Here is a 21,926-nt window from a genome sequence, read left to right on the forward strand (position 1 = left end):
GTGCTTTAGGTATCTTTTGTAAATTTATCTTCACTAAAGTGTTCAAGATCATATGGCGTTTGTTGGTATACACAATAGTTCAACCAGTTAGCAAATAGCAAATGGCCATGGCTTCTCCAGCTTGCTATTGGTTTGTTATCTGGGTTGTCATTGGGATAATAGTTGACAGGGATCGCAGGCTCCATACCTTCACTTAGATCTCTAACATATTCACCGTGCAAAGTATGGGCGTCATACTCTGGATGGCCGGTGACAAACACATTGCGCTTATCTTTGGTTGATGCCAGATACACGCCTGCTACATCAGAGGTGGCGAGAATGTCTAAATCAGTATGCTCTGCTAAATATTCAGGTGAAAAGTCAGCGTAGCGTGAATGCGGTGCTAAAAATGAGTCATCAAAACCACGCAAAATAGGATGGAATGGATTCTGAATTTCATGATGGTAAACACCCGACAGTTTTTCTTTTCGTGTGCGTTTAGGCAAATTATAAAGCAGCTTTAGCCCCGCTTGCGCAGCCCAACACACATACAATGTTGACGTAACATGATTTTTGGCCCACTCCATGACACTTTTTAGATGATCCCAATAAAGCACATCTTCAAATTGCACCAAACCGAGTGGAGCACCGGTGATGATCAGTCCATCAAAATTGCGATGTTTAACCATTTCAAACTGACGATAAAAGTTATCTAAATGCTCGTTTGGCGTATTTTTACTTGGGCGGTCATCAATTCTCAGTAGTTCGATATCTACTTGTAGTGGGCTATTAGACAGTAGACGTAGAAACTGAGTTTCTGTCTCGATCTTCTTAGGCATTAAATTTAAGATCAAAACTTTAAGTGGACGAATGCCCTGAGTCGAGGCGCGTGTTTCTGACATCACGAAAATGTTTTCGTTACGCAGCACATCACTAGCGGGTAGTTGATCGGGGATCTTAATCGGCACAGCTTTCTCCCTAAGCTATATCATGGACGTCTATACTTCCAAAGTTAACTCAATAAAAACTGATTGTCGACAGTAAAGTTAATCTAATTGAAAATTCGCTATACCTTTCCAACTCGCCGCTTATCTGCACTTCAAGCCGTTTGGGTATATAGTGTGCCAACGTCCAATTTGATTATGCTGCCGTTTATGACATTAACGCTAACTTTAGTTCGAGGTTTACCTGGCTCGGGGAAATCCACCTTAGCCAAGGCAATGCCAGGTCGGCATTTAGAAGCTGATATGTACTTTGTTAATGAGCATGGTGAATACCATTATCACCCGGAAAAAAATCCAACAAGCACACCAATGGTGCCAACGGCAAGCACAGCAGTGGTTAGCTAAAGGGGAAAGCGTGGTCGTGTCGAATACTTTTGTCCGTCATTGGGAGATGAAAGTGTATAAGCAATTAGCTAAACGCTACAAGGCGAGGTTAAAAATAATCATTTGCCGTGGGCAGTTTCAAAATATTCATGAGGTTGATGACGCCACTGTTGAACGAATGCGCCAACAGTGGCAAGAGTAATGCTAGTGAACTCGACGTAACTGATAAAGAGCGAGTGCTCCCCAGCCAGCTGTCTGTGCCCACAATAACCACCACTTTGGCTCAATTTGAGACCAGGATGCACCCATTTGGTTTAAACCAAGGAAACCTTGAATTGCTGGTGTACTTGGGAATAGGTTTGATATCCACACCATTGGACTAGGAATTGCTTCGATTGGCCAAATAAAACCAGCAGAGAAAACCAGTGGCATTGAGCTTACCAACACCACAAGGGTAACTAATTCACGTCTTGGTGTAATCGCACCGAGCCAAATGCCGATGAAGCAACAGCAAAGTAAAAAGGGTAAAAGCAGCAACAGTATTTGCAATGCATTGCCAATCGTATTAACACCATGTGAACTAAAGCTCGCGCCAAAGTAATACATACTGAGAAGGTAATAAACGACAACCAAAACTACACTACGTGCCAGTAGCAGCCGCAAGGGTGTGGTGTTTGACCAATACCCATGTCCATGTTTTTGCGTGCCTCCCATTAGCCCCGATGCCATCACTAGGGTTTGTTGTAAGATCAAAACAAACACGGCAGGAACGACGTAATCAACATAACCCATGCGTGGATTAAAGGTGGGCTTAAGATTGATGTTTGTTGCTGAAAAGTGCTGTGAAGCGAATGCCATAGGTTCACCTTCAATAACTAAACGCGAAACCTTACTTTGTGCGGCCAGCGTACCACCAGCTTGCACAAGCCCCTCAACAATAGTGCCATACACTAAAAAGTAAGAAGCATCGCCAGCGTAAGCGAGCGTGGGGCTTTTGCCTAGTAATAAATCTCTGTAGAAATGTTCAGGAATGACGAGAATACCGCTGACTTGTCTGTCCAAGAAAGCGTGTTTAGCTTCTTCAATGGTACTATTTCTCTGAACAACCTTAACTTGAGGGGTTGCGTCTACCATGCGTTCAAGTTGATAACTGGCTTGGCTCTTATCTAAGTTGACGATGGTTAGCAGCTGCCCTCTTGGTGTTTGTTGAGTATAGGGCAGTGGATATAAAAACGAATAAAAAACAACCCCACCAAATACGGTGAGTAAGACAACCGGATTGGTAAAGAATGCTTTTAACTCCGCTTTAAGCAGAGCGAGGAATTTTATTGTTTCAGTCATGGTTTAACTGCTCTGCTTTAATATGTTTTTTGATCAACAATAGTATCAAGGCTAGTGGTAACGCATAGCCAAACATAGGGACCAAATATTCAAATGAACGCCATGCGCTGGCATCATAACTTACTTGACTGACCTGTACCTCGATATAGTGACTAATAGGCAATATATTACGCCATAACTGTGCGAGAGAGTTCATATCTGTTGCGGGGAAGGTGATGCCCATAAAGGCAAAGCTTGGAGCGGTGTAAGCACCAGCAAAACTCATTGCTCTTGCTGAGTCTAAGGTCAAGAAAAAGAACAGTGCTCCCATGATGATGCAGGCTATAGTCGTGAAAATTTGCGCAATAATTAAAATGCCAAAGCTCCCTTGCATTGGCCAATCAAGCCACTGATAAAACCAGATCAAAAACCCTATCCCTTGCAGCATAAATAAAGGGATATAGTACTTGAGAGTTCGTGCTAATACGTATAGTGGTCTGTCACCCAGCCAACTTTTTAACCCAAAATGACGATAGTTAGCCGCGAGTATCATAATGGTGCTAACAACAATCACAATTTGCCAGATTGCGGGTATAGCGGCTGACACTAAAAATTGGGCATAGTTGGTGTTTAGATTAAATAATGGCGTCAGTTGGGTGCGTATTGGAACGGCTCGTCCCATTGCACTCAGGGTAGTTTGGTTGCTTGACGCTAACGTTTTCATCACATCAATCTGTGCGTTGAAGGTACTTTGAGCTTGTACAACAGCAGAATTGATTAACTTGCCAACCAAAATATATTGGCTATTAAAAAAGGTGGAAACTTGTGGCTGTTCACCACGCATGATGGATTTATCGAAGCCATACGGAATGACAACGTACGCATAAATATCGCTTTCAATAAGCGCAGCTTTAGCCTGACTAACGTCTTGGTAGTGTTTCTCAACCGTTAGGGTAGAGGTCGCATCAAGCTCCCTCACCAATTGCCGTGATAGTTGGCTATGAGATAAATCTACGACGCCAATCGGTAAGTCACGAGCAATGCCTTGTGAAAAGATCCACCAAATACTGAATGCCAATACAATGGGCACCCAGGTTAGGCACGACAATAACCAAGGGTCATGACGCAGTAAAGGCCACTGTGGACGAGGTTGAATTGACATACGGCTTATAGCTCAACCACTAAACTCATGCCCATACGCAGTCCTTCAATTTGCGTTGTCGGGCGCGCTTCAACTTCGAATGTACGTAGGTCAAAGCCTTGAGAGGCATCAGTCGAGCGCCAAGTGGCGAAGTCACCCATCACGGCAATATGAGCAACTTGAAACTCTACGTTGGTCTCCAGTGCTGGAATATAAGCATTAAACGTTGCACCTTTCTGAAAGTGCTTGAGTTGATCTTCACGGACATTAAGCACCGCCCATGACTGTTTGGTATCTACCACGGTAACAACTGGGAATCCTTGTGGGGCCAATTCGCCACTTTTTAACAGTACTTGTGAGACTTCACCATCAAACCAACTTTCAATTTTGGTATCCGCTGCGTACGCTTCAACTTCTGCTACAGCACCAGCAGCCATGCGTTCTTTCTCTGCAGCGGCTTGCTTGGTTTCAGAGCGAACTCCTTCTTTTGCCATTTGGTACATCTGGAAAGCGGCGCTTTCTGTGTATTTTGCTGCTTGCCATTGGGTATTGGTTTCATCGCGCTTTTGTTCTGCCACCACACCATCACGGTAGAGGTTATTAACGCGCAAGTAGGTTTTTTCCATCAAATCGGCAGCTGCTTTGGCTTTGAGCCACTGATCTTTGGCGGCTTGAATTTGTTGGTTTCTCGCGCCATTTTCAGCTTCTTTCGCTAATGCGCCTGCGGCCTTTTGCCCTGCAATCGCTTGTTCTAATTTGGCTTCAATTTCTGGGCTATGCAACGTAAAAATAAGTTGCCCGCGTTCGACAATGTCACCTTTTCGCACCAAGACTTCGTCAATACGGCCTGGTACTTTTGAAGAAATGCTGTATTGCTCAGATTCAATTTGACCTTGTAGGCGGATCGGCTTTGGTTGGTAAGCTTGATAAAAGCGATAACCCACCCAAGAGATCGCAATGATGGCCGATAGAGCAATCAAGGTTGGTTTTACGGCTTTCATAAGGCATCCTTTTGATCAATTGATGGGTTGGTTAACGTTGTATTTAAGGGAATAGCGGATTGCTTGTAGTTAGGAAATGTGTTCATTTCGCTAGCCAATGCCAATAATTTGTTCAAAGAGACTAGGTAATTAAAGCTAGCGACTGAGCGCTGAGTTTTAATGCTCGCGAGGTACAGTTCGGCATCGACGACATCTAATGACGTTGCTAGGCCTTGGCTGAAAGCTTTTTGGCGTAAGCGTAAATTCTCATTGGCAAGTGATAAGCTAGAATTTAACCCTGTAACCTCTTCTAAGGCTTGTTCTGCTTCGAGGTAGGTTTTTTCAACTAATACACTCAAATCTTGCTTAGCTTGTGCTTTTAAATACTTTACTTGTGAGATAGCGCTATGGGCGGCTTTGACTTGATCACTACGGCCAGAAGATTCGATCAAAGGAATGTTGACCCCGACACCCACTAACCAATCTGGTTTTAACAGGCTGGCCAGTGAGTCATCTTCATAGAGGTTGTAATCTCCATAAAGATAAACTTCTGGATAGTATTTGCCTTTTTCGGCTTTCATTAAACTGTTGGCTTGTTTTTCTTTTGCTTCAAGTAACGCAAGTCCTGGATAAGTGTTCAGTGTTTGATCAACAAAAATCGAAAGAGGAGGCAAGCTGCTGTTAATAAACAGTGAACCATTGGGCTCAACTTTTTCATTTTGACCCAGAATTTGCGTCAAAGCACTCTGCGCAATATCTAAGTTCTTTTGCGCTTTCTTGCGCTCTACAATCGCCTTATCGAGAGAAGCTTCTGCTTGTAAACGTTCGACATGTGCAATTTGACCTTGTTGCTCAAGTTTCAATGCATTATCACGATGTTTAGTTAGACCCAATTCTGCGGCTTGGCGTGTGATTAACACTTCTTTTGCCAGCAACACACTGAAGTAGTATTTGCTGAGATCTTCATAGCGTGCTTGAGTCTCCATCGCTAACTGGCTTTGTGCCTCTTCTTGCCGGCCTTCCGCTGCTGACTGTGCGGCATCAATTCGTCCGCCAGTAAAAATAGGCCAAACAGCTCGGATCGAAGAGCTAAAAATATCGCGTTCAGCAATGGTTGATGTTATTGCGCCGGCACTAGCAATTATAGGTCCGAAAATTGGAGCTAAAGAAGGGGAAATAGATTGCCCTGTGCTATCGAAGATCTGTTTTCCAGATAGCGTGATATCTTGATCCAAACGTGTATAGTTTGCGCCTAGAGTTACGGAAGGTAGGTTTAAATTATCGGTGGAATTTTTGATGTGCTGATAACGTTCCACGTTAGCCCGACCAGCAGCAAGAGAATTATTGCTTTCTTGCAAAAGCTCCCACGATTGTTGAAAAGAGATCGGCGCAGCAAACGGAGAAGAGGAAGCTGCGCCAAATAATGCAGATAGTACAAGACTGATGGTTTTCGCTTTCATGCTAAGCTCGAATCGTAATAATTAGAGCTAATACTCTAATTATTTGCTGTCTAAGTCAACAGCACTTTTATAATTGAAATGCCGACTAGCGGCGTGAATTATAGACACTAGCACGGAATGCATCTCAATAAAATTCAATGCTTATGATGAGATGGACAAAAGTAATCGGCTCTCCATTCAAGTTTTTGGCTACCTTGCATTGTGGAGAGGACATCTTTTCCAGACATCTGCGGGAAAGCGAGTAACACCCTTAGGTCTTCATTCGACTCCGTTTTGAGTTCATAAGCTCTTACGTGTGTGAACGTTGAATGCAGGTTATTAAACAGCATGTCCCGAGAAAGGCAAATTCCAAAGGCATCGCGTTTCATTGTAAGTTTCCTTCTGACAATGTTGTGAATCGATCGATAGCAATTGGTATGGTTATTATAGGGCTATCTCCAACGAGGTGTGTTCTGCCACTACCGCATCGTTTTTGCTCATTAAGTATACAAGTCATATGCAGTGATGAACTAAAAAATACCTAAATTCGGCGTGATACTAATCACAAAAAAATAATCACAACGTTTTATGTGTGTTGATGCTTATTGTTGGGGGTGGTATTGCATCGCAAACACTCATCAACCTTTTAGTATCCTCAATGTACCGCTGTGTTCACAGATATCTCTTTCTTTTTTCGATTGAATGTTAAATTAGTGTTATTTTTCGGCGAAAGGAGATCAATATGGTTTGGAGTCGTATCAGCTTTCGTAAACGGATGCTGATTATCATGACCTTGTCTGGACTTATCGAATTACTGCTATTAGTTGCGGCGGGGTTTGTCTACATCAAGCATGAGCAAGAACAAGAAATGGGGTTAAAAGCTCTCGGTGTTGCATCGTTTTTAGCACAGTCACCGAGTGTCGTTACTATGATCGAATCAGCCAGTGGCAGTGAGTACCAAGAACGATTTCGAGAACTAACACAACTTATTGGTGCGGCATTCATCGTAATTGGCGATCAAAATGGTATTCGCTTGGTGCACCCTATTGATGGACGCATTGGTTTACCGATGAAAGGAGGCGATAACGAACAAGCCTTGGTGCAAGGTCAGTCATATGTCTCTTTTGCACAAGGCTCATTAGGTAAGTCGGTTCGGGGCAAGGCCGCGGTATTTAATGCAGAAGGTCAGATTATTGGTGTTGTCTCTGTCGGTTATTTAATTGAACGTTTACAAGATCGCATAGAGCCCTTTTTAATTTATCTTATTGCAATGGCACTGTTGGTTGTTGCCGCCAATGCAGTGGTATCGAGCTACGCGTCTCGGCGTTTTCAAAAAGCGATTTTAGGTTTTGAGCCAGAAGAGATCGGACGCTTGTATGTAGAGCTCGATGTGACTATGAGCACCTTGAAAGAGGGTATTTTAAGTATTGATCATCAAGGTGTTCTCCGCTCCATCAACAAGAGTGCTTGCGACATTTTAGGTATTGATAGAGAAACCGCGCTCAATAAAGCGCTTTCTCTTTCTTTGCCGCAAAGTGACTTGATGACAGTTATTGAAAGTGGCCAGCCGGATAACGACATTGAACTGTTTCTGAATCAACAGCGTTTAATTGCGAATCGTAGCCCTATAACGGTTGATGGAAAAGTGGTTGGTGCGGTGTCTAGTTTCCGTCTGCGGGACGAGATCAACGAATTGACCGAGCAATTATCGCAAACCAAAGAGTATGCAGAAATGTTGCGTTCACAAACTCACGAACATAGAAATAAACTCAATACTATCAGTGGATTAGTGCAAATGGGTGAGTTAGAAGCAGTACAACAGTTGATTGGACAAGAAACCGCTCACTACCAACAGCTTATCGAGTTTTTAAGAGAAACGGTGAAAGACCCGCTGATAGCCGGAATGTTGCTAGGAAAAACGGAACGAGCACGTGAGTTAGGGCTGGAATTGATTGTGGAAGAAGGTTCGCGTTTAGAACCTTTGCCTAACAGGATCAACGCTGAGGATATCGTCACCTTGTTGGGCAATCTCATTGATAATGCGTTTGATGCCACACTTACTGCTATTCGAACTGAACAACGAATTACCCAAGAGCGGCGTATTATAGAGGTCTCTATTGGCGACTACGGCAATGAAATCATCCTTGAAGTGAATGACCAAGGATGTGGTTTACCTGAGCAATGGTCACCAGAGATGCTGTGGAAAAAAGGGGTGTCGAGTAAAGCTTCTCATAACCGAGGTGTTGGCCTGTATTTAGTGAAGCAATTGACTGATCGTTATCAAGGCAGTCTTGAAATGAAGAGCAACAAAACATTTGGTACAAGAGTGACCGTTTATTTACCTAAGGAAGAACAAATATGAATACCCGTGTCATGATCATTGAAGATGATATTGCTATTGCGCAATTGCATCATCGCTACCTGACACAAATCAGCGGTTTTGATGTGGTTGGCATAGCCACGACACAGGCTGAAGCTGTGATGCAATTAGAGCTATTAAAACCGAATTTAGTTTTATTGGATGTCTACTTACCAGATGGCACGGGGCTCGACATTCTGCAACAAGTTCGTGGCAATAACCAAGGATGTGATGTCATTTTAATCACCGCTGCTCGTGATGTTGAAACATTACAACAGGCAATGCGCGGTGGTGTTGTGGATTACCTTCTCAAACCGGTGATGTTTCCACGCTTAGAATCTGCATTGAAGAAGTACCAAATTCAGCAAAGCGAGCTTGGCTCTGCCACTGACCTTGATCAGGGGCTGGTCGACAAAATGTTAACCGCAAGCTCAGGTGAATCATCGGTTCAGCGTCGTTTACCTAAAGGTATCGATTCAGTCACCTTGGATAAAATACGTCATTTATTTAACGAGCCTTGCAGTCTAACGGCCGACGAAGCCGGAGAGCAGATTGGTGCTAGTCGAACCACAGCAAGGCGCTATCTTGAGTATTTGATTAGTGGTGGTGAATTAGAGGCAGATTTAAATTATGGCACTGTTGGAAGGCCTGAGCGTTGCTATAAAAAAGTGATGAGATAGCAGGCTCTATTAGAGGAGTCTTTTTCCACAGCATGTAAGTATAGGGTAAAGTTGTTACTTAGCTGTTGTTTCGTGGGAATTTCCATTACCAGCTTCATTTATTATTTAACTCATGATGTTTTTATATTTATTCGTAGAAATTTTCGATTAACTAGACGACTTTTCGAAGTACATCTAAAGTTTAAGAACAAAAGGCAGATAACGTTACATGAGGTAAAGAATGAGCACACTAAAAACCATGCGTTTTATTCTACTTACCGTTTTGTTGACCATGTTCACCGTGATACCCGTACATTCGAGTGGCCTTGAAAGTCTGACTTATTATACGGAATCTTATCCGCCTTTTAATTTTGTTGATCAAGGCGCTGTGACGGGGATTTCAGTCGATTTACTCCAAGAAGCTGCTACTTTGTCTGGGCACGAGGTTTTACTCAGTCAAGTCGTTTTGCAACCATGGGCTCGTTCGTATCGCTCTGCTATTTTGAAAAAAGATGCGGTGCTTTTTTCTACAACCAGAACCGAACATCGGGAAGATCTATTTCATTGGGTTGGGCCGATTGATACTATTAAAGTGACGATCATTGCGCGTAAAGGAAGTAATATTACGCTAGAAGAACCTTTAGAAATCACATCATATAAGATTGGTGTCATAAGAGATGATGTTGGCGAACAATTATTACTTCAATATGGCGTTCCTAGGGAATCAATGCAAGAATCGACCAATGCCACCATGCTGGCAGAACTGTTGATAAAAAAACGTATTGATTTAATCGCTTATGATGAACGATCTGCGCATTGGTGGATTAAGCAAGCGGGATACAAAACAGATCAGTTTGAAACGGTTTATGTCTTAAAACAGGGATTACTTTACTATGCTTTTAACAAAAATGTGGACCAAGCCCTGTTAGACGATTTACAAAATGGTATTGATAAAGTTAAAAATACCAATAATGATGATGGCGTGAATCGATATCAAGCCATACTAAACAAATACCGATAACCACCTTTAAGATTAGTGACCAGTATGAGCAACCCAAGTAGTACAATTTTAACTGAAAGTGGTACCAACGAACTTGAAATCATTGAGTTTCATTTAGAAAAGGTACTGCCAGATGGACGCACGAAAACCTGTTATTACGGTATTAACGTTGCGAAAGTAAGGGAAGTGATACAAGTTCCTGACACAACAGATTACCCAAATGCACAACCCCACATGATAGGTGTATTTTCTTCACGTGATGTTCTCACACCGTTGGTTGATCTTGCGGGGTGGTTGGGTGTACCGACGAGTCAAACATTAGAGCGAAAATTTGTTATCGTGACGGATTTTAACCGTATGACTAATGGCTTTTTAATTGACAGTATTAGCCGTATTCATCGTATTTCTTGGAATGATGTTGAATCACCGAGCCAATTTCTTGAAGCTGGTGAACAAGACTGTGTAGTGGCCGTGGTACGTAAAGACGGTAACCTGATCATGATCTTGGATTTTGAGAAAATTATTGCCGATATCAACCCTGAATTGAGTATGGAAAAATACGACGTCAAGGTGGATCGTTCTGTTGATTTGAATCAAAAAATGGTCAATAAACGTAATGCAAAAACCATTATGGTTGTTGATGATTCAGCGTTTATTCGTAGTTTAATCCAAGATACGTTGAGTTCAGCGGGTTATAACATTATCGCCTGTAAAGATGGTGGTGAAGCTTACGAAAAATTAATGGACATTGAACGTGTTGCTAAAGCCGAAAATATGGCGGTTTCAGAATTGGTTGACGCGATCGTTACTGACGTAGAAATGCCACGCATGGACGGTATGCATTTACTTAAACGTCTGCGCGAGAATGATGCGTACCGTGATACCCCAATTGTCATGTTCTCATCATTGATGAGTGAGGATAACCGAGCTAAGGCACTGGCCTTAGGCGCGAATGACACCATTACCAAACCAGAAATTGGTAAAATGGTGACGATGATGGATAAATATATCTTCGAATAATTGTTCGTTATCTAAGCTTTTATGGGCCTCTGTTTGAGGCCCATTGCTGCAATCCTCCACTTTTATTGCAAAACTGTGCTCAAAATCCATTGAGTGTTTGAAAAAAGTATTTTATCCCTCGCTAAACAAACCATATCTCCCATAAACGAACTATAGTTGAAATAGTTAACGGCTTTGGATGGCATTATGAAATGGGTTTCTCTTTTATTGGTTTGTTTTAGTGCTCAAGTGCTTGCACATGAGCGTGTCCTAACCTTACGTCTACCTACGCTGCAAGATAATGGTCATGCTTATTATCACGAACTGCTTATTGAAGCACTTAAAGCGGATGGTATTAATGCCAATGTTGTGGCGACGGAGAAGAGTATTCCGCAAAAGCGTATTACTAAAATGGTTGAAAATAATCAGTTGTCCGTAATGTGGTTACTTCAAACCAAAGATCGCGACGCGCAGTATCCATCAGTCAACGTACCTCTGACCAATGGGCTTATTGGGCAAAGAATATTGTTAATTCCGCCACAGCTACAAAGCACATTTGACCAGATCCACACTTTGAGTGATTTACAGCGTTCAGGTTTAACGGCAGGACTCGGTATTAGTTGGTACGATGTCGACGTATGGCGAGCAAATAACCTTCACGTTTATGAACAAGACGGAGAGTGGCGGGGGCTATACCGGAAATTATCGGTAGAAGGTCCTATCCATTATTTTCCGAGAGGAATGAATGAGATCTCCTATGAGGCTGAATCTTACCCTTACCTTGCTATCGAGCAACGTTTGATATTGCAATATCAAAGTGATTTTGTTTTTTACCTTAGTCAAGATGCGAAACCCTACAAACCGATCATAGAGCGGGCTTTGATTAAGGCAAGAAGCAGCGGGTTAATGAATAAGCTAATTAATAAACATTGGCGTCATAGCCTAGATGCTCTTCACCCTGAAAATAGGACGATTATTCCCTTGCAGTTACCTGAATAAATTTAACCCTCCCTTAACTAAACAGGCTAAGTGCTTGATGGGACTAAGATCAAACTCTATTACATTGGTTGAAATGTAATAATCTTTCATCTTCACTTGATCCTCATTCTACGGTTTGTATTTTAGATCACATTTTTCCCAAAATTCCGATGTTTACCTTTCATCTCCTTTGTCCTGATTGTGATTGAACTCTGTGTTTTGACTCTCATCCTTTAGCTCTACGCCCTAAACATAGCGAAGCAAGGGTGAGGTAATGAGTGGTGCCGTAACTATAACGTTAACTTAGGTAAATGTAGTCATACATCTACTGACTCAATGGTTTTCTGCCAGTAGTGAGAGCAGGACTAGCAATAACGTTAAAACACGGATTTCAACAATGAAAACAAACCTAACAAGAATGACTTTAGCGTTTGCTTCAATTGGTATGCTAGCGGGTTGTAATGACTCGCTTGAAGTTCAAGTCATGGATGGGTATTTAACTAATGCTCATGTTTGGCTAGATGTAAATAGCAATCACCAATTTGATCAAGGCGAACCGCAGGCTTATACCGACGACAATGGTATCGCGAAAATTAATGTCAAAGGTCTGCACGGTGATATAAAAAATCATTACCTGATGGTATCGGTCACTAAAGGGGAAAGTATTGATCAGGACATACCAGCGGTGAAAACGGCGCGTAGTTATGTCATGACTGCTCCTGCCAATTACCCCGTCATTAACCCTTTTACGACCTACCTTAGTGTGCAGATGCAGCGTGGCCAGAAAGAGAAAAAAGCACTCGCAGAACTGAAAAAAGCGTTGCGCATTCCGACACTGGATATAAAAGCAGATTACGTCGATAACAACATTGTTGTTGCTCAGTCGGCGAAAGCGCTGGCTCAATTATTACCTTCTACTATCGAGCAATCCACACTGCCTGAACTTTCGAATACGTTAAAAAAAGCCAGTCAATTATTTGGTAATGAGATCAAAAAGGCCAAACGAGATAAAACGGATATTCGTGATAAAACGTTGATGCTTGAAAATGGTGAGCCAGTCATTGGTTTCGACAGTGATAGAGATGGCGTCGCAGATTTAGTCGATCTATTTCCCCATGATATTCAAGAGAGTATTGATTCCGATCATGATGGTATTGGTGATCACGCCGATTGGGATGATGACAATGATGGTTGGTCAGATGAAACCGAATGGCGATTAGGTTCCGACCCTTATAACGCTTCTAGCCACCCTGTTGATAGCGATGGTGATGGTATAGCGGATGTCGAAGATGATGACCGTGATGGTGATGGTTGGAGTAACGCCGATGAAGAGCGTTTAGGCACAAGTGCTGATGATGAAAACGATCAACCGGCAGACCTTGATAATGATGGCATTACTGATAGTGAAGATGACGATATTGATGGCGATGGCGTTAACAACCAACAAGATGTGTTCCCGCAAGATCGCCTAGAAAGCCTTGATACTAATAATGATGGGTTAGGGGATTTTGCCTCTAGCGATGACGATGGTGATGGTATCCCCGATAGTATTGACCCGCAACCGAAACAGGCAGATAACTCGACAACTGAGCCAACGCCACGTTATCAAGAAGCGATTATTTATTACCTGCGTGATGACAATAATTATGACGGTTGGGGGCTACATCTGTGGAATAACGGTAGTTGTGACTCAGTCTCTGAGTCTTCCCTCAATGGCGTAGATTGGGGTAACCCTTATCTAGCCTCTGAAATTGATCCAACTTACGGTGCGATGTATCGTATTCCACTAAAAGCAGAACACGGCAATTGCATGAACTTTATTGTTCATAGTGGTAACGATAAAGCGCTGGGCAGCGATGATCTTATCCTTGATTTTGTAAAGGGTAATACCCTTTACACACGTCATGGTAGTACGGCGCTGAACTATTCTCCGAATGAGCAAGTTAATGTCAGCATCGAAGGCGCTGCAGCACACTGGCTGTCTGTGAATCAATTGGCGTGGTTTGATCACAGCAAAGCGGCCAGTTATGAGCTCTGGAGCCGAGCACAAGCTGGTGGTGACATTACCCATCCTGAACAATTTACGCATTACCCATTAGCGCTGTCAGGGGTGACAAACAATGCTCGCTTCCCACATTTAACTGGTCGAACAGCATTTACGCTGGATGTGAACGACGAACAAGCTAAAGCATTGTTGAAAACACAAATGATTGCAGTCGCTCGAGATACTGAAGGTAAAGTGCTTGTTGCAACAAAAGTGCAGATCCCCGGTGTCGTTGATAATCTTTATACGGCGGGTAGTCATGATGCGGATGAAGCGAAACTTGGTGCTTGGATAGATGGTAATAGTGCGCACTTTGCATTGTGGGCTCCAACCGCACAGCAGGTAGAGCTTTATCTTTATGACCAAGATAAAACTCTTCGTAGTCGCTCTCCGCAGCCGATGGTCGAAGATCCGACCACGGGTATTTGGCACTACCAAGGTGATAGCGCACTTAAAAACAGTTTTTACCGTTATCGCGTACAAGCTTATCATCCGAAAACGGCGCAACTGGAATGGATGACTATTACCGACCCGTATTCGCAATCACTCAGCACATCTAGTCTCTATTCGCAATTAGTTGACTTAACTGCGGCTGAATCAAAACCGGATGGTTGGGATGACCAAGTCATCCCTGAACTGAGCAATCCTGAAGATAACATTCTTTATGAATTGCACATTCGCGATTTTAGTAACAGTGATAATCAAGGAACAGCGGCATACAATGGTAAATACCTCGCCTTTTTAGAAGAAGAGCGAGACAGCGTTGCACAACTAAAAAGTTTAAAACAAGCCGGTTTAACCACCATTCACCTGTTGCCGAGTTACGATTTAGCCTCTATTCCAGAAGAGGTGGAAAAACGGGTTGATCTTAATGACACGGTAGCAAAATTGTGTGGCATTAATCCTCAAGCGTCATTGTGTTCTGATGGCACGTCAATGAACGCGACCATTCTTTCGTTGTTGGAAAATACCGATCCTAATACGCCACAAGCGCAAGCTTTACTGGCGGATGTACGGCCTTTAGATAGCTTCAACTGGGGCTATGATCCCTTCCATTACAGTGCACCTGAAGGAAGTTATGCAGTGCAAAGTGATGGTGTGTCACGGGTGAAAGAGTACCGCCAAATGGTGCAAAAACTGCATCAACTTGGATTTAGAGTGGTGCAAGATGTGGTCTATAACCATACCTATTCGTCAGGCTTGTATGATAAATCTGTGTTGGATAAAGCGGTTCCCGGTTATTACCACCGTTTGAATCCAATTACTGGTGCGGTTGAAAACTCAAGTTGCTGTGATAATACCGCTTCAGAAAACCGTATGTTTGAGAAGTTAGTTGCCGATAGCGTAATGATGTGGGCGCAAGACTACAAAATTGACGGTTTCCGCTTTGATCTGATGGGCCACTTGATGAAATCCAGCATGCTGGCCATCTATGATGCGGCGAAGTCGGTTGATCCTGACACTTGGTTTTATGGTGAAGGCTGGAACTTTGGTGAAGTTGCTAATGGCGCAAGAGGCGAAAATGCGACGCAGTGGCCAATGGCTGGAACGGGTATTGGCACTTATAACGATCGATTGCGCGATGGTGTACGTGGTGGTGGTCCTTTTGACAGCGGAGATGCACTATTAACTACCCCAGGTTTTGCTAACGCTGGTGATCGCTTTAATGATGAATTGAAATCTAAAATGGATTTAATTCGTTACGGTATGGCAGGAAACTTACAAGCCTATCCTTTGCAAACAGCGAGTGGAATGACGGTACTTGGCCGAGATTTTCAATACGGTGGCCAAGGTGCAGCCTATACGCTCGACCCGCAAGAGTCGATCAACTATGTCTCTAAGCACGATAATCAAACATTGTGGGATTTTAACCAGTATAAAGCGAAACCGGAAACTAGCTCGGCTGATAGAGCGCGCATGCAAATCATTGGTCTTGCTCCGGTGATGCTAGGACAAGGCGTACCTTTCTTCCACATGGGCTCTGAGTTACTTCGTTCAAAATCGATGGCGCGTGATAGCTACGATAGTGGTGATTGGTACAACCGCGTTGATTTTAGCAAGCAGAGCAATAACTGGAATGTGGGATTGCCTAGGGCTGATAAAGATCAAGCCAACTGGAGTGCAATTCAAAGTGTGATTGCCAACCCTAACACGGTAGCATCGCCGCAAGATATCGCGTGGACAGACAACGCGTTCAAAGCATTACTCTCGATTCGTGCGCAAACACCGCTGCTTAAACTGATTTCAGAGCAAGAGGTATTGAACCGCGTGCGCTTCCATAATACGGGGCCAAATGCTCAGCCTGGCATGATAGTGATGTCGGTTAATGATGGTATTTCAGCTGGTGTGGATCTGGATCCAAACGTAGAGGCGATAGTGGTTGCGATCAACGCTAATACCGCAGAGCAAAGTGTCGTGATCCCGAATGCGCAGCGCTTTGAACTTCACCCGACCTTGATAACTTCGCAGGATGCACGAGTCAAAGAGAGTCGCTTTGATAATGGTCGTTTTACTGTTCCAGCTTTAACCGCGGCCGTTTTTGTTATGCCACAACAAGGCGAACAAGGAGCAGGGCTTAGCGTCGAAACTCCACCCGTTGACGTTGCACCTTACGGTACAACGTCGGTGTATGTTCGCGGTTCGATGAATGGTTGGGGGCTCACTAATCCATTAACTTATCAGCAAAATGGTCTCTATGCATTTGAAGGCTATTTAACGCCTGGCGTATACGAATTTAAAATTGCCTCTGAAGATTGGAGCACTTTAAATCTCGGTTTTGGTGGATTTAGCAGCGCAAATGGTTCGGCAATGCTGGAAGATGCGGGCAACGGCAATATCAAGTTGACAGTGACTGAGCAAGGCGTTTGGAAATTTACGCTGGATGCATCAAATGCGTCACAATTGGTGGTTGGGGTGTCAGATACCGGTATTGATTATGCCTGTTATCAAGATACTAACCCTGCGTGTGATTTACGCATTTATCAAGTGATGGTGGAATCGTTTGTTGATGGAGACTCAAATGCTGATTATGGCGTGGGTTATGGAAATTCCCACCACCGTGGAGATTTACAAGGCATCATCAATAGTTTGGATTACATTGCGAGCCTCAATGTCAATGCATTATGGTTAACCCCAATCTTTGACTCCTGTGCAGGCCAAAATGGGGATGATAAGCTTGATGCAACCGGCTATTTTGCTTGTGATTACTTTAATGTCGATCCAAATTTTGGCAGTAATGCCAAACTCAAAGAACTCATCGATAAAGCGCATCAAAAAGGGTTGTACGTATTATTAGATGGTGTATTTGGTCACACTAGCGCTGTCGGTGTTAAAGCGTCACCAAGCGGGAAATTACCGCAACTTCACAGCGGCGAAAGCGGTTATCCGGGGCAGTTAGTGACTTATCCAAACCAAGCGAGTGAAGCTTTCTTTAGTGAAGTTGCCACCTATTGGATTCGTGAATTTGGTGTTGATGGTTGGCGTTTAGATCAAGCTTATCAAGTTCCGCTTGATACGTGGCGAACCCTGCGTGCGGCAGTCGAACAAGCCTCGCGAGATAACTTCAATGCAGGTAAATCATGGGGTACGCTCGGCTATATGGTTGGTGAAGTGTGGCAAGGTGCGGATGATATTACCCAAACGGCTTATGGTAGTGATGCCAATCCAGCGCTCTCTTCTGCATTTAACTTCCCATTACGCTATGGCTTAGTACAAGCATTAGCAGTGGAAGAATCTGGAGCAAGCGGTAGCGCTAGAAGCCTAGAGGCAAGCTGGAATAGCCGAACGAAATCCCCTTACCATGCGATGCCAAATTTAATGCTGGGTAACCATGACTTGGTGCGCTTTGGTGACCTTATTCAACGAGGTAATCTGGGAGACTATTACGCTCGTCACCAAGCCGCATTCAGTTTCCTTGCTGCTTATTCTGGCCCTATCACGCTCTATTATGGAGAAGAAATAGGTGATGAAGTAGAAAACTTCGCGGCAAAAGTAACTCAAGATTGTGCAATTTTAGGTTTGTGTGATGACCACGTCGCTCGCTCTAGCGGTAAAGTTGATGCGGTTTTATTTTCACCACAGCAACAAGCACTGAAGAGCAGTGTCAGTAAATTGATGTTATTACGCAGTCAGTATCCTTCTTTAGCCAAAGGTGAACGACGCAATGTGTGGATTGATGACACTCTATATGCTGATCTTAAAGTGCATGGAGATGAGCAGATCCTTTATGTACTCAATACCAGTACGGAAGAGCGAACCTTAAACCTTGATATGGGGTTGATCAAATCGACAACTCAATTGATTGATTTAATGAGTGAAGAGGTAATTGGTACGCAATTTGGCACAACGACAATAAGCGTTCCTGCATTAACTGGGCGTCTGTTATTGATCGATTGATCTTTATGCTATAGCCAAACTACTTGGAGTTGCAGGTAGGCGGTAAGTGAATGAATCACCATGAGCATAGACATGCTATGTGATTGGGGTAAAAGAACGTAACCAACATCGCTGTGGCTTCAAGTCGAAAATGTATAATTAAAAGCTCGCTTCGGCGAGCTTTTTCTATTTGAATAAGACATCAGTTGCGCGTACTCTCGCCTTGATAGCGCTTACCCTGTGGATTAAGTCACCCTCTGCGACAAATCCACAGTAATAAACTAGCCAATCATTAGAACTTCGTTTATTAATTAATGAGTTAGAAAATCACTTCAGGATAGCTTTTATCGTATGACCAATATTTTTATCATTGTGGCACTGCTCGTCATCTTTTTCATATTCATTCAAAAATATGTGATTAAACATGATGATACAAAAGACTACAGCTACAAGAGAAAAAGCGCGTTATTGAATGCTTCTGAAAGCACGTTTTACAACGCATTAAAATCAGCCGTAGGTGATCACGCTGTTGTATTGGCCAAAGTCTGTATGTCGAATGTGGTCTCACCTAGTGCAAAACTTAACAAAAAACAGTGGTTCATTGCCAATAGCCGTATTGCCAAAAGCTACTTCGATTTCGTTGTCTGTGACCCGAGAACATTTGAGCCTAGAGTGATCATTGAACTTGATAATGGCAAAGAGCTATATAAAGGCAAAGTTGAAAGAGAAAAGTTGCTTATACATGTGTGCAAGTCAGCGAGTATTCCTTTAATTGGCGCCAATATTAAATATAGCTACCAAGTCAGTAAGCTACGAAGGTTATTAGCAGCCCATATCGATTTGATCGAAACCGACAAAGAAGTGCGATTTTGTAAGAAGTGTGGCAGCCCAATGATCATTAAAATTGCCAGTCAGGGTGACTTTAAAGGCCGTCGCTTCTTTACTTGCAGTCGACAGCCTCATTGTACTTACACTGAAAATTATAATGTGGTGTATGAGTTTGATGATGACAATCAAGAGTTTTGACGGGTAAGCTCTGAGGATCCTTGGAGATGTTCATCCGTCTGACATATTCTAACTTGATTTCGGCCATTTTTCTTTGCTCGATGAAGCTCAACGTCTGCTAATTTCAGCAAAGCCTCCAGCTTATCACCATCTCTATATTTACAAATACCGACACTTAAAGTGAGTTCGATACGTTTGTCACCATATGAATAGAGGTGTTGACTGATGCATTGACGGAGCTTTTCTCCAATGCGCTCAGCTTGCTCGATATCGTGGTCAAACAAGGTGACACAAAACTCTTCGCCACCAATACGATATAGGTTGTCATCTCCAACGAACTTGGACATTAAATACACAGATTCGATAAGTACTTTATCACCAGCGTCATGACCATAGGTATCATTCACTTGTTTGAAGTAATCAAGATCTATCACTAACAGACACAGTGATGTGTCACTTTTATATTGTTCAAAGTGAGCATAAGCATGAATAAGCGCTAATCGATTATGTGCACCCGTTAACGTGTCTCTTGATGCCAAGTACCTTAATGAGTTTTCGGTATCTTTTCTGTTGGATTCAAAAATGTGCGCGACAGTCCATATCGCACAGTAGCAAAAAGCAAGATTAATCATCATTGGTATGGTGTTGTATACACCGCTTGACGACGATTGATAATAAACGTTGAACAGCTGTACCGTGAGAGTAACACCTGCCGCAATTCTTCCATGCCTAACTCCCATCAACAGATAAAGTAGAACAGGGAAGAAGCTTGTCCAAAAAAACAGCCCGTTAGCAATTGGCTGTACAAAGGTGCCGACACCAATAATGAGAATAAGAAAGTAAACATACAAGTAGATATGTGCAAGCGAGTGAGAACTTTGTTTTGCCTTACTATAGACATAGGTGGAGTAGCACATGAATATGAACTCCAATGTCGCTAACTCATAACTATGAGTATAAAAAATATTAAAAATAGTGAAGAACAGCGCGACAATCGTGAGCAGTAAACTTAAACCACAGAGAACGGAGGCCCGTAAGTGATGAGTCTGATTGAAAAGCCTAGCATCCATGCGCGTTTTCACCATATTGCATAGTTATAATAATGACAGCTATAGTACGAGATAATTAGATCGAATCAATACTTGGTTTCACATAACCTATAAACTTAGACATCGTGATCTGTGCCACGCTTTTGTTTGACTGGAGTTTTTACTGAAAAATCACCAAAAAGAATAAAAAATAACCAAGCTGGCGATAGATACGCCAACTGGCTCAAAAACAAAGAAAATAGACTTGCACCATAGAAAAACAGCCGTTAATATCCACCTCGTTCACAAGATATGCGTCCGTAGCTCAGCTGGTTAGAGTATCGCCTTGACATGGCGGGGGTCGGTGGTTCGAGTCCACTCGGACGCACCATTTTGATTGCATCATTAATGCATAAGAACAAAAAATTTGGGTCTATAGCTCAGTTGGTTAGAGTACTACCTTGACATGGTAGGGGTCGGCGATTCGAGTTCGCCTAGACCCACCATATATTTTGAATAAATATGTAATTTGGGTCCGTAGCTCAGTTGGTTAGAGTATCGCCTTGACATGGCGGGGGTCGGCGATTCGAGTTCGCCCGGACCCACCAAATTTCTCAATAAAACCCGCATATTAGCGGGTTTTATTGTTTCTGAAGCTTGTAAAGTATACTTGTACATTCTCTGTTATTTCTCTTCTTTTACTCAAATATTTATTCTGTTTTATTCACGTAAATTTTATTGACTATTGTCGCCATGGACACCTGTGGGCACCATTGTGCCTATTCGGTGCCCTCGCCGTTTTTCCTCGCTGGAAATGTAGTTTGATTTAGTAAGATCTGGATTTTGTTTGACCGAACAATTTTTAGCTTAAGTACCTAAGCTGACATAGTATATAGGATGGCGTTTTGAGGAGATATGTGCACAGGTTGAATTTACGGCGTGATTCCACTTTGCTTGTATTTTTACCAAAAATTATTTTTGAGCTATAGTCCCCTGGCCACCCCTAAAGAAGATGCCACGAATATCAATCAGCATTTAATCTTCGTAAGTCACTAATTCTTCGATACGGCAACCAAAATACCGACATAGAGAATCAAGAGTTTTAGTTGTCGTTGTATACCCTTCATCACGAATCATTTTGGCCATCGCAGATCTTTGAATGCCGATCTCATTGGCTATCTCAGCTCCAGAAACTTTTCGCCCTTCTTGCAGAGATTTTTTTTCTATTAATTGTTTTAGGTTATAACGAATCAATGTGATATTCCAAAATGATTTATTTTAGTGTCTTGATGG

General features: G+C 42.8%; 15 protein-coding genes, 3 tRNA genes and 1 pseudogene. 11 read left to right on the plus strand and 8 right to left on the minus strand.

The window, feature by feature from the left end; genetic code table 11:
* Window positions 1–5: 5 nt before the first annotated feature.
* Window positions 6–947: a homoserine O-succinyltransferase gene (metA, locus tag EYW48_RS13420; protein WP_053309391.1), complete on the minus strand. Its 942-nt coding sequence runs from the start codon at window positions 945–947 to the stop codon at window positions 6–8.
* Window positions 948–1,133: 186 nt separating this feature from the next.
* Here metA and EYW48_RS13425 point away from each other — a divergent pair.
* Window positions 1,134–1,509: pseudogene (locus EYW48_RS13425) on the plus strand (ATP-binding protein).
* Between the two features lie 2 nt (window positions 1,510–1,511).
* Here the strand turns inward: EYW48_RS13425 and EYW48_RS13430 are convergent.
* From EYW48_RS13430 to EYW48_RS13450, 5 genes are all read right to left on the minus strand, one after another.
* Window positions 1,512–2,648, minus strand: a complete 1,137-nt coding sequence (locus EYW48_RS13430) for an ABC transporter permease (RefSeq protein WP_274695071.1) — start codon at window positions 2,646–2,648, stop codon at window positions 1,512–1,514.
* Window positions 2,641–3,789 carry an ABC transporter permease gene (locus EYW48_RS13435; protein WP_261915399.1) on the minus strand — a complete coding sequence of 383 codons (1,149 nt, stop codon included), beginning with the start codon at window positions 3,787–3,789 and terminating at the stop codon, window positions 2,641–2,643. The genes EYW48_RS13430 and EYW48_RS13435 overlap by 8 nt, the downstream gene beginning before the upstream one ends.
* Window positions 3,790–3,794: 5 nt before the next feature.
* Window positions 3,795–4,769, minus strand: coding sequence for a biotin/lipoyl-binding protein (locus EYW48_RS13440; RefSeq protein WP_277432539.1), 975 nt, complete (start codon window positions 4,767–4,769; stop codon window positions 3,795–3,797).
* On the minus strand, window positions 4,766–6,208 hold the full coding sequence (locus tag EYW48_RS13445) for a TolC family protein (RefSeq protein WP_277432540.1): 1,443 nt from the start codon (window positions 6,206–6,208) through the stop codon (window positions 4,766–4,768). The genes EYW48_RS13440 and EYW48_RS13445 overlap by 4 nt, the downstream gene beginning before the upstream one ends.
* 134 nt (window positions 6,209–6,342) lie before the next feature.
* Window positions 6,343–6,576, minus strand: a complete 234-nt coding sequence (locus EYW48_RS13450) for a hypothetical protein (RefSeq protein ID WP_277432541.1) — start codon at window positions 6,574–6,576, stop codon at window positions 6,343–6,345.
* A 353-nt stretch (window positions 6,577–6,929) separates the two neighbouring features.
* On the opposite strand from EYW48_RS13450, the gene EYW48_RS13455 reads away from it, so the two are divergent.
* From EYW48_RS13455 to EYW48_RS13485, 7 genes are all read left to right on the plus strand, one after another.
* Window positions 6,930–8,549 carry a sensor histidine kinase gene (locus EYW48_RS13455; RefSeq protein ID WP_277432542.1) on the plus strand — a complete coding sequence of 540 codons (1,620 nt, stop codon included), beginning with the start codon at window positions 6,930–6,932 and terminating at the stop codon, window positions 8,547–8,549.
* The gene (locus EYW48_RS13460) at window positions 8,546–9,226 is read left to right on the plus strand and encodes a response regulator (protein WP_261917655.1); all 681 of its coding nucleotides are present in this window, start codon (window positions 8,546–8,548) and stop codon (window positions 9,224–9,226) included. Before EYW48_RS13455 ends, EYW48_RS13460 begins: the two co-directional genes overlap by 4 nt.
* Window positions 9,227–9,464: 238 nt before the next feature.
* Entirely contained in the window at window positions 9,465–10,226 is a 762-nt protein-coding gene (locus tag EYW48_RS13465; RefSeq protein WP_253910099.1) for a transporter substrate-binding domain-containing protein, read from the plus strand.
* Window positions 10,227–10,250: 24 nt separating this feature from the next.
* Window positions 10,251–11,225, plus strand: coding sequence for a chemotaxis protein (locus EYW48_RS13470; RefSeq protein WP_171979645.1), 975 nt, complete (start codon window positions 10,251–10,253; stop codon window positions 11,223–11,225).
* Window positions 11,226–11,411: 186 nt separating this feature from the next.
* Window positions 11,412–12,203, plus strand: a complete 792-nt coding sequence (locus tag EYW48_RS13475; protein WP_053309401.1) for a hypothetical protein — start codon at window positions 11,412–11,414, stop codon at window positions 12,201–12,203.
* A 376-nt stretch (window positions 12,204–12,579) separates the two neighbouring features.
* Window positions 12,580–18,621: a pullulanase-type alpha-1,6-glucosidase gene (gene pulA, locus EYW48_RS13480; RefSeq protein ID WP_277432543.1), complete on the plus strand. Its 6,042-nt coding sequence runs from the start codon at window positions 12,580–12,582 to the stop codon at window positions 18,619–18,621.
* Window positions 18,622–18,951: 330 nt separating this feature from the next.
* Window positions 18,952–19,626 carry a DUF2726 domain-containing protein gene (locus EYW48_RS13485; protein WP_053309403.1) on the plus strand — a complete coding sequence of 225 codons (675 nt, stop codon included), beginning with the start codon at window positions 18,952–18,954 and terminating at the stop codon, window positions 19,624–19,626.
* Here EYW48_RS13485 and EYW48_RS13490 read toward each other — a convergent pair.
* Window positions 19,614–20,675, minus strand: a complete 1,062-nt coding sequence (locus EYW48_RS13490; protein WP_277432544.1) for a GGDEF domain-containing protein — start codon at window positions 20,673–20,675, stop codon at window positions 19,614–19,616. The genes EYW48_RS13485 and EYW48_RS13490 overlap by 13 nt on opposite strands.
* A gap of 272 nt (window positions 20,676–20,947) precedes the next feature.
* Between EYW48_RS13490 and EYW48_RS13495 the strand changes: the two genes are divergently transcribed.
* The 3 genes from EYW48_RS13495 (at window position 20,948) to EYW48_RS13505 (ending at window position 21,241) form a co-directional block, all read left to right on the plus strand.
* Window positions 20,948–21,024, plus strand: a tRNA-Val gene (locus EYW48_RS13495).
* Window positions 21,025–21,062: 38 nt separating this feature from the next.
* Window positions 21,063–21,139, plus strand: a tRNA-Val gene (locus EYW48_RS13500).
* Between the two features lie 25 nt (window positions 21,140–21,164).
* A tRNA-Val gene (locus tag EYW48_RS13505) sits at window positions 21,165–21,241 on the plus strand.
* 427 nt (window positions 21,242–21,668) lie between these two features.
* Here EYW48_RS13505 and EYW48_RS13510 read toward each other — a convergent pair.
* Window positions 21,669–21,887, minus strand: a complete 219-nt coding sequence (locus EYW48_RS13510; RefSeq protein ID WP_171375557.1) for a helix-turn-helix transcriptional regulator — start codon at window positions 21,885–21,887, stop codon at window positions 21,669–21,671.
* Window positions 21,888–21,926 lie beyond the last annotated feature (39 nt).

This window comes from Vibrio sp. 1180_3, assembly GCF_029478545.1.
Lineage (GTDB): Bacteria > Pseudomonadota > Gammaproteobacteria > Enterobacterales > Vibrionaceae > Vibrio > Vibrio aestuarianus.

Bases quoted from the DNA above. Each gene is read 5' to 3' on its own strand.
- EYW48_RS13430 (WP_274695071.1), bottom strand. From the start codon at position 2,648: ATGACTGAAACAATAAAATTCCTCGCTCTGCTTAAAGCGGAGTTAAAA.
- EYW48_RS13450 (WP_277432541.1), bottom strand. From the start codon at position 6,576: ATGAAACGCGATGCCTTTGGAATTTGCCTTTCTCGGGACATGCTGTTT.
- EYW48_RS13440 (WP_277432539.1), bottom strand. From the start codon at position 4,769: ATGAAAGCCGTAAAACCAACCTTGATTGCTCTATCGGCCATCATTGCG.
- EYW48_RS13475 (WP_053309401.1), top strand. From the start codon at position 11,412: ATGAAATGGGTTTCTCTTTTATTGGTTTGTTTTAGTGCTCAAGTGCTT.
- EYW48_RS13490 (WP_277432544.1), bottom strand. From the start codon at position 20,675: ATGGATGCTAGGCTTTTCAATCAGACTCATCACTTACGGGCCTCCGTT.
- EYW48_RS13455 (WP_277432542.1), top strand. From the start codon at position 6,930: ATGGTTTGGAGTCGTATCAGCTTTCGTAAACGGATGCTGATTATCATG.
- EYW48_RS13470 (WP_171979645.1), top strand. From the start codon at position 10,251: ATGAGCAACCCAAGTAGTACAATTTTAACTGAAAGTGGTACCAACGAA.
- EYW48_RS13445 (WP_277432540.1), bottom strand. From the start codon at position 6,208: ATGAAAGCGAAAACCATCAGTCTTGTACTATCTGCATTATTTGGCGCA.
- EYW48_RS13485 (WP_053309403.1), top strand. From the start codon at position 18,952: ATGACCAATATTTTTATCATTGTGGCACTGCTCGTCATCTTTTTCATA.
- pulA (WP_277432543.1), top strand. From the start codon at position 12,580: ATGAAAACAAACCTAACAAGAATGACTTTAGCGTTTGCTTCAATTGGT.
- EYW48_RS13435 (WP_261915399.1), bottom strand. From the start codon at position 3,789: ATGTCAATTCAACCTCGTCCACAGTGGCCTTTACTGCGTCATGACCCT.
- EYW48_RS13460 (WP_261917655.1), top strand. From the start codon at position 8,546: ATGAATACCCGTGTCATGATCATTGAAGATGATATTGCTATTGCGCAA.
- EYW48_RS13465 (WP_253910099.1), top strand. From the start codon at position 9,465: ATGCGTTTTATTCTACTTACCGTTTTGTTGACCATGTTCACCGTGATA.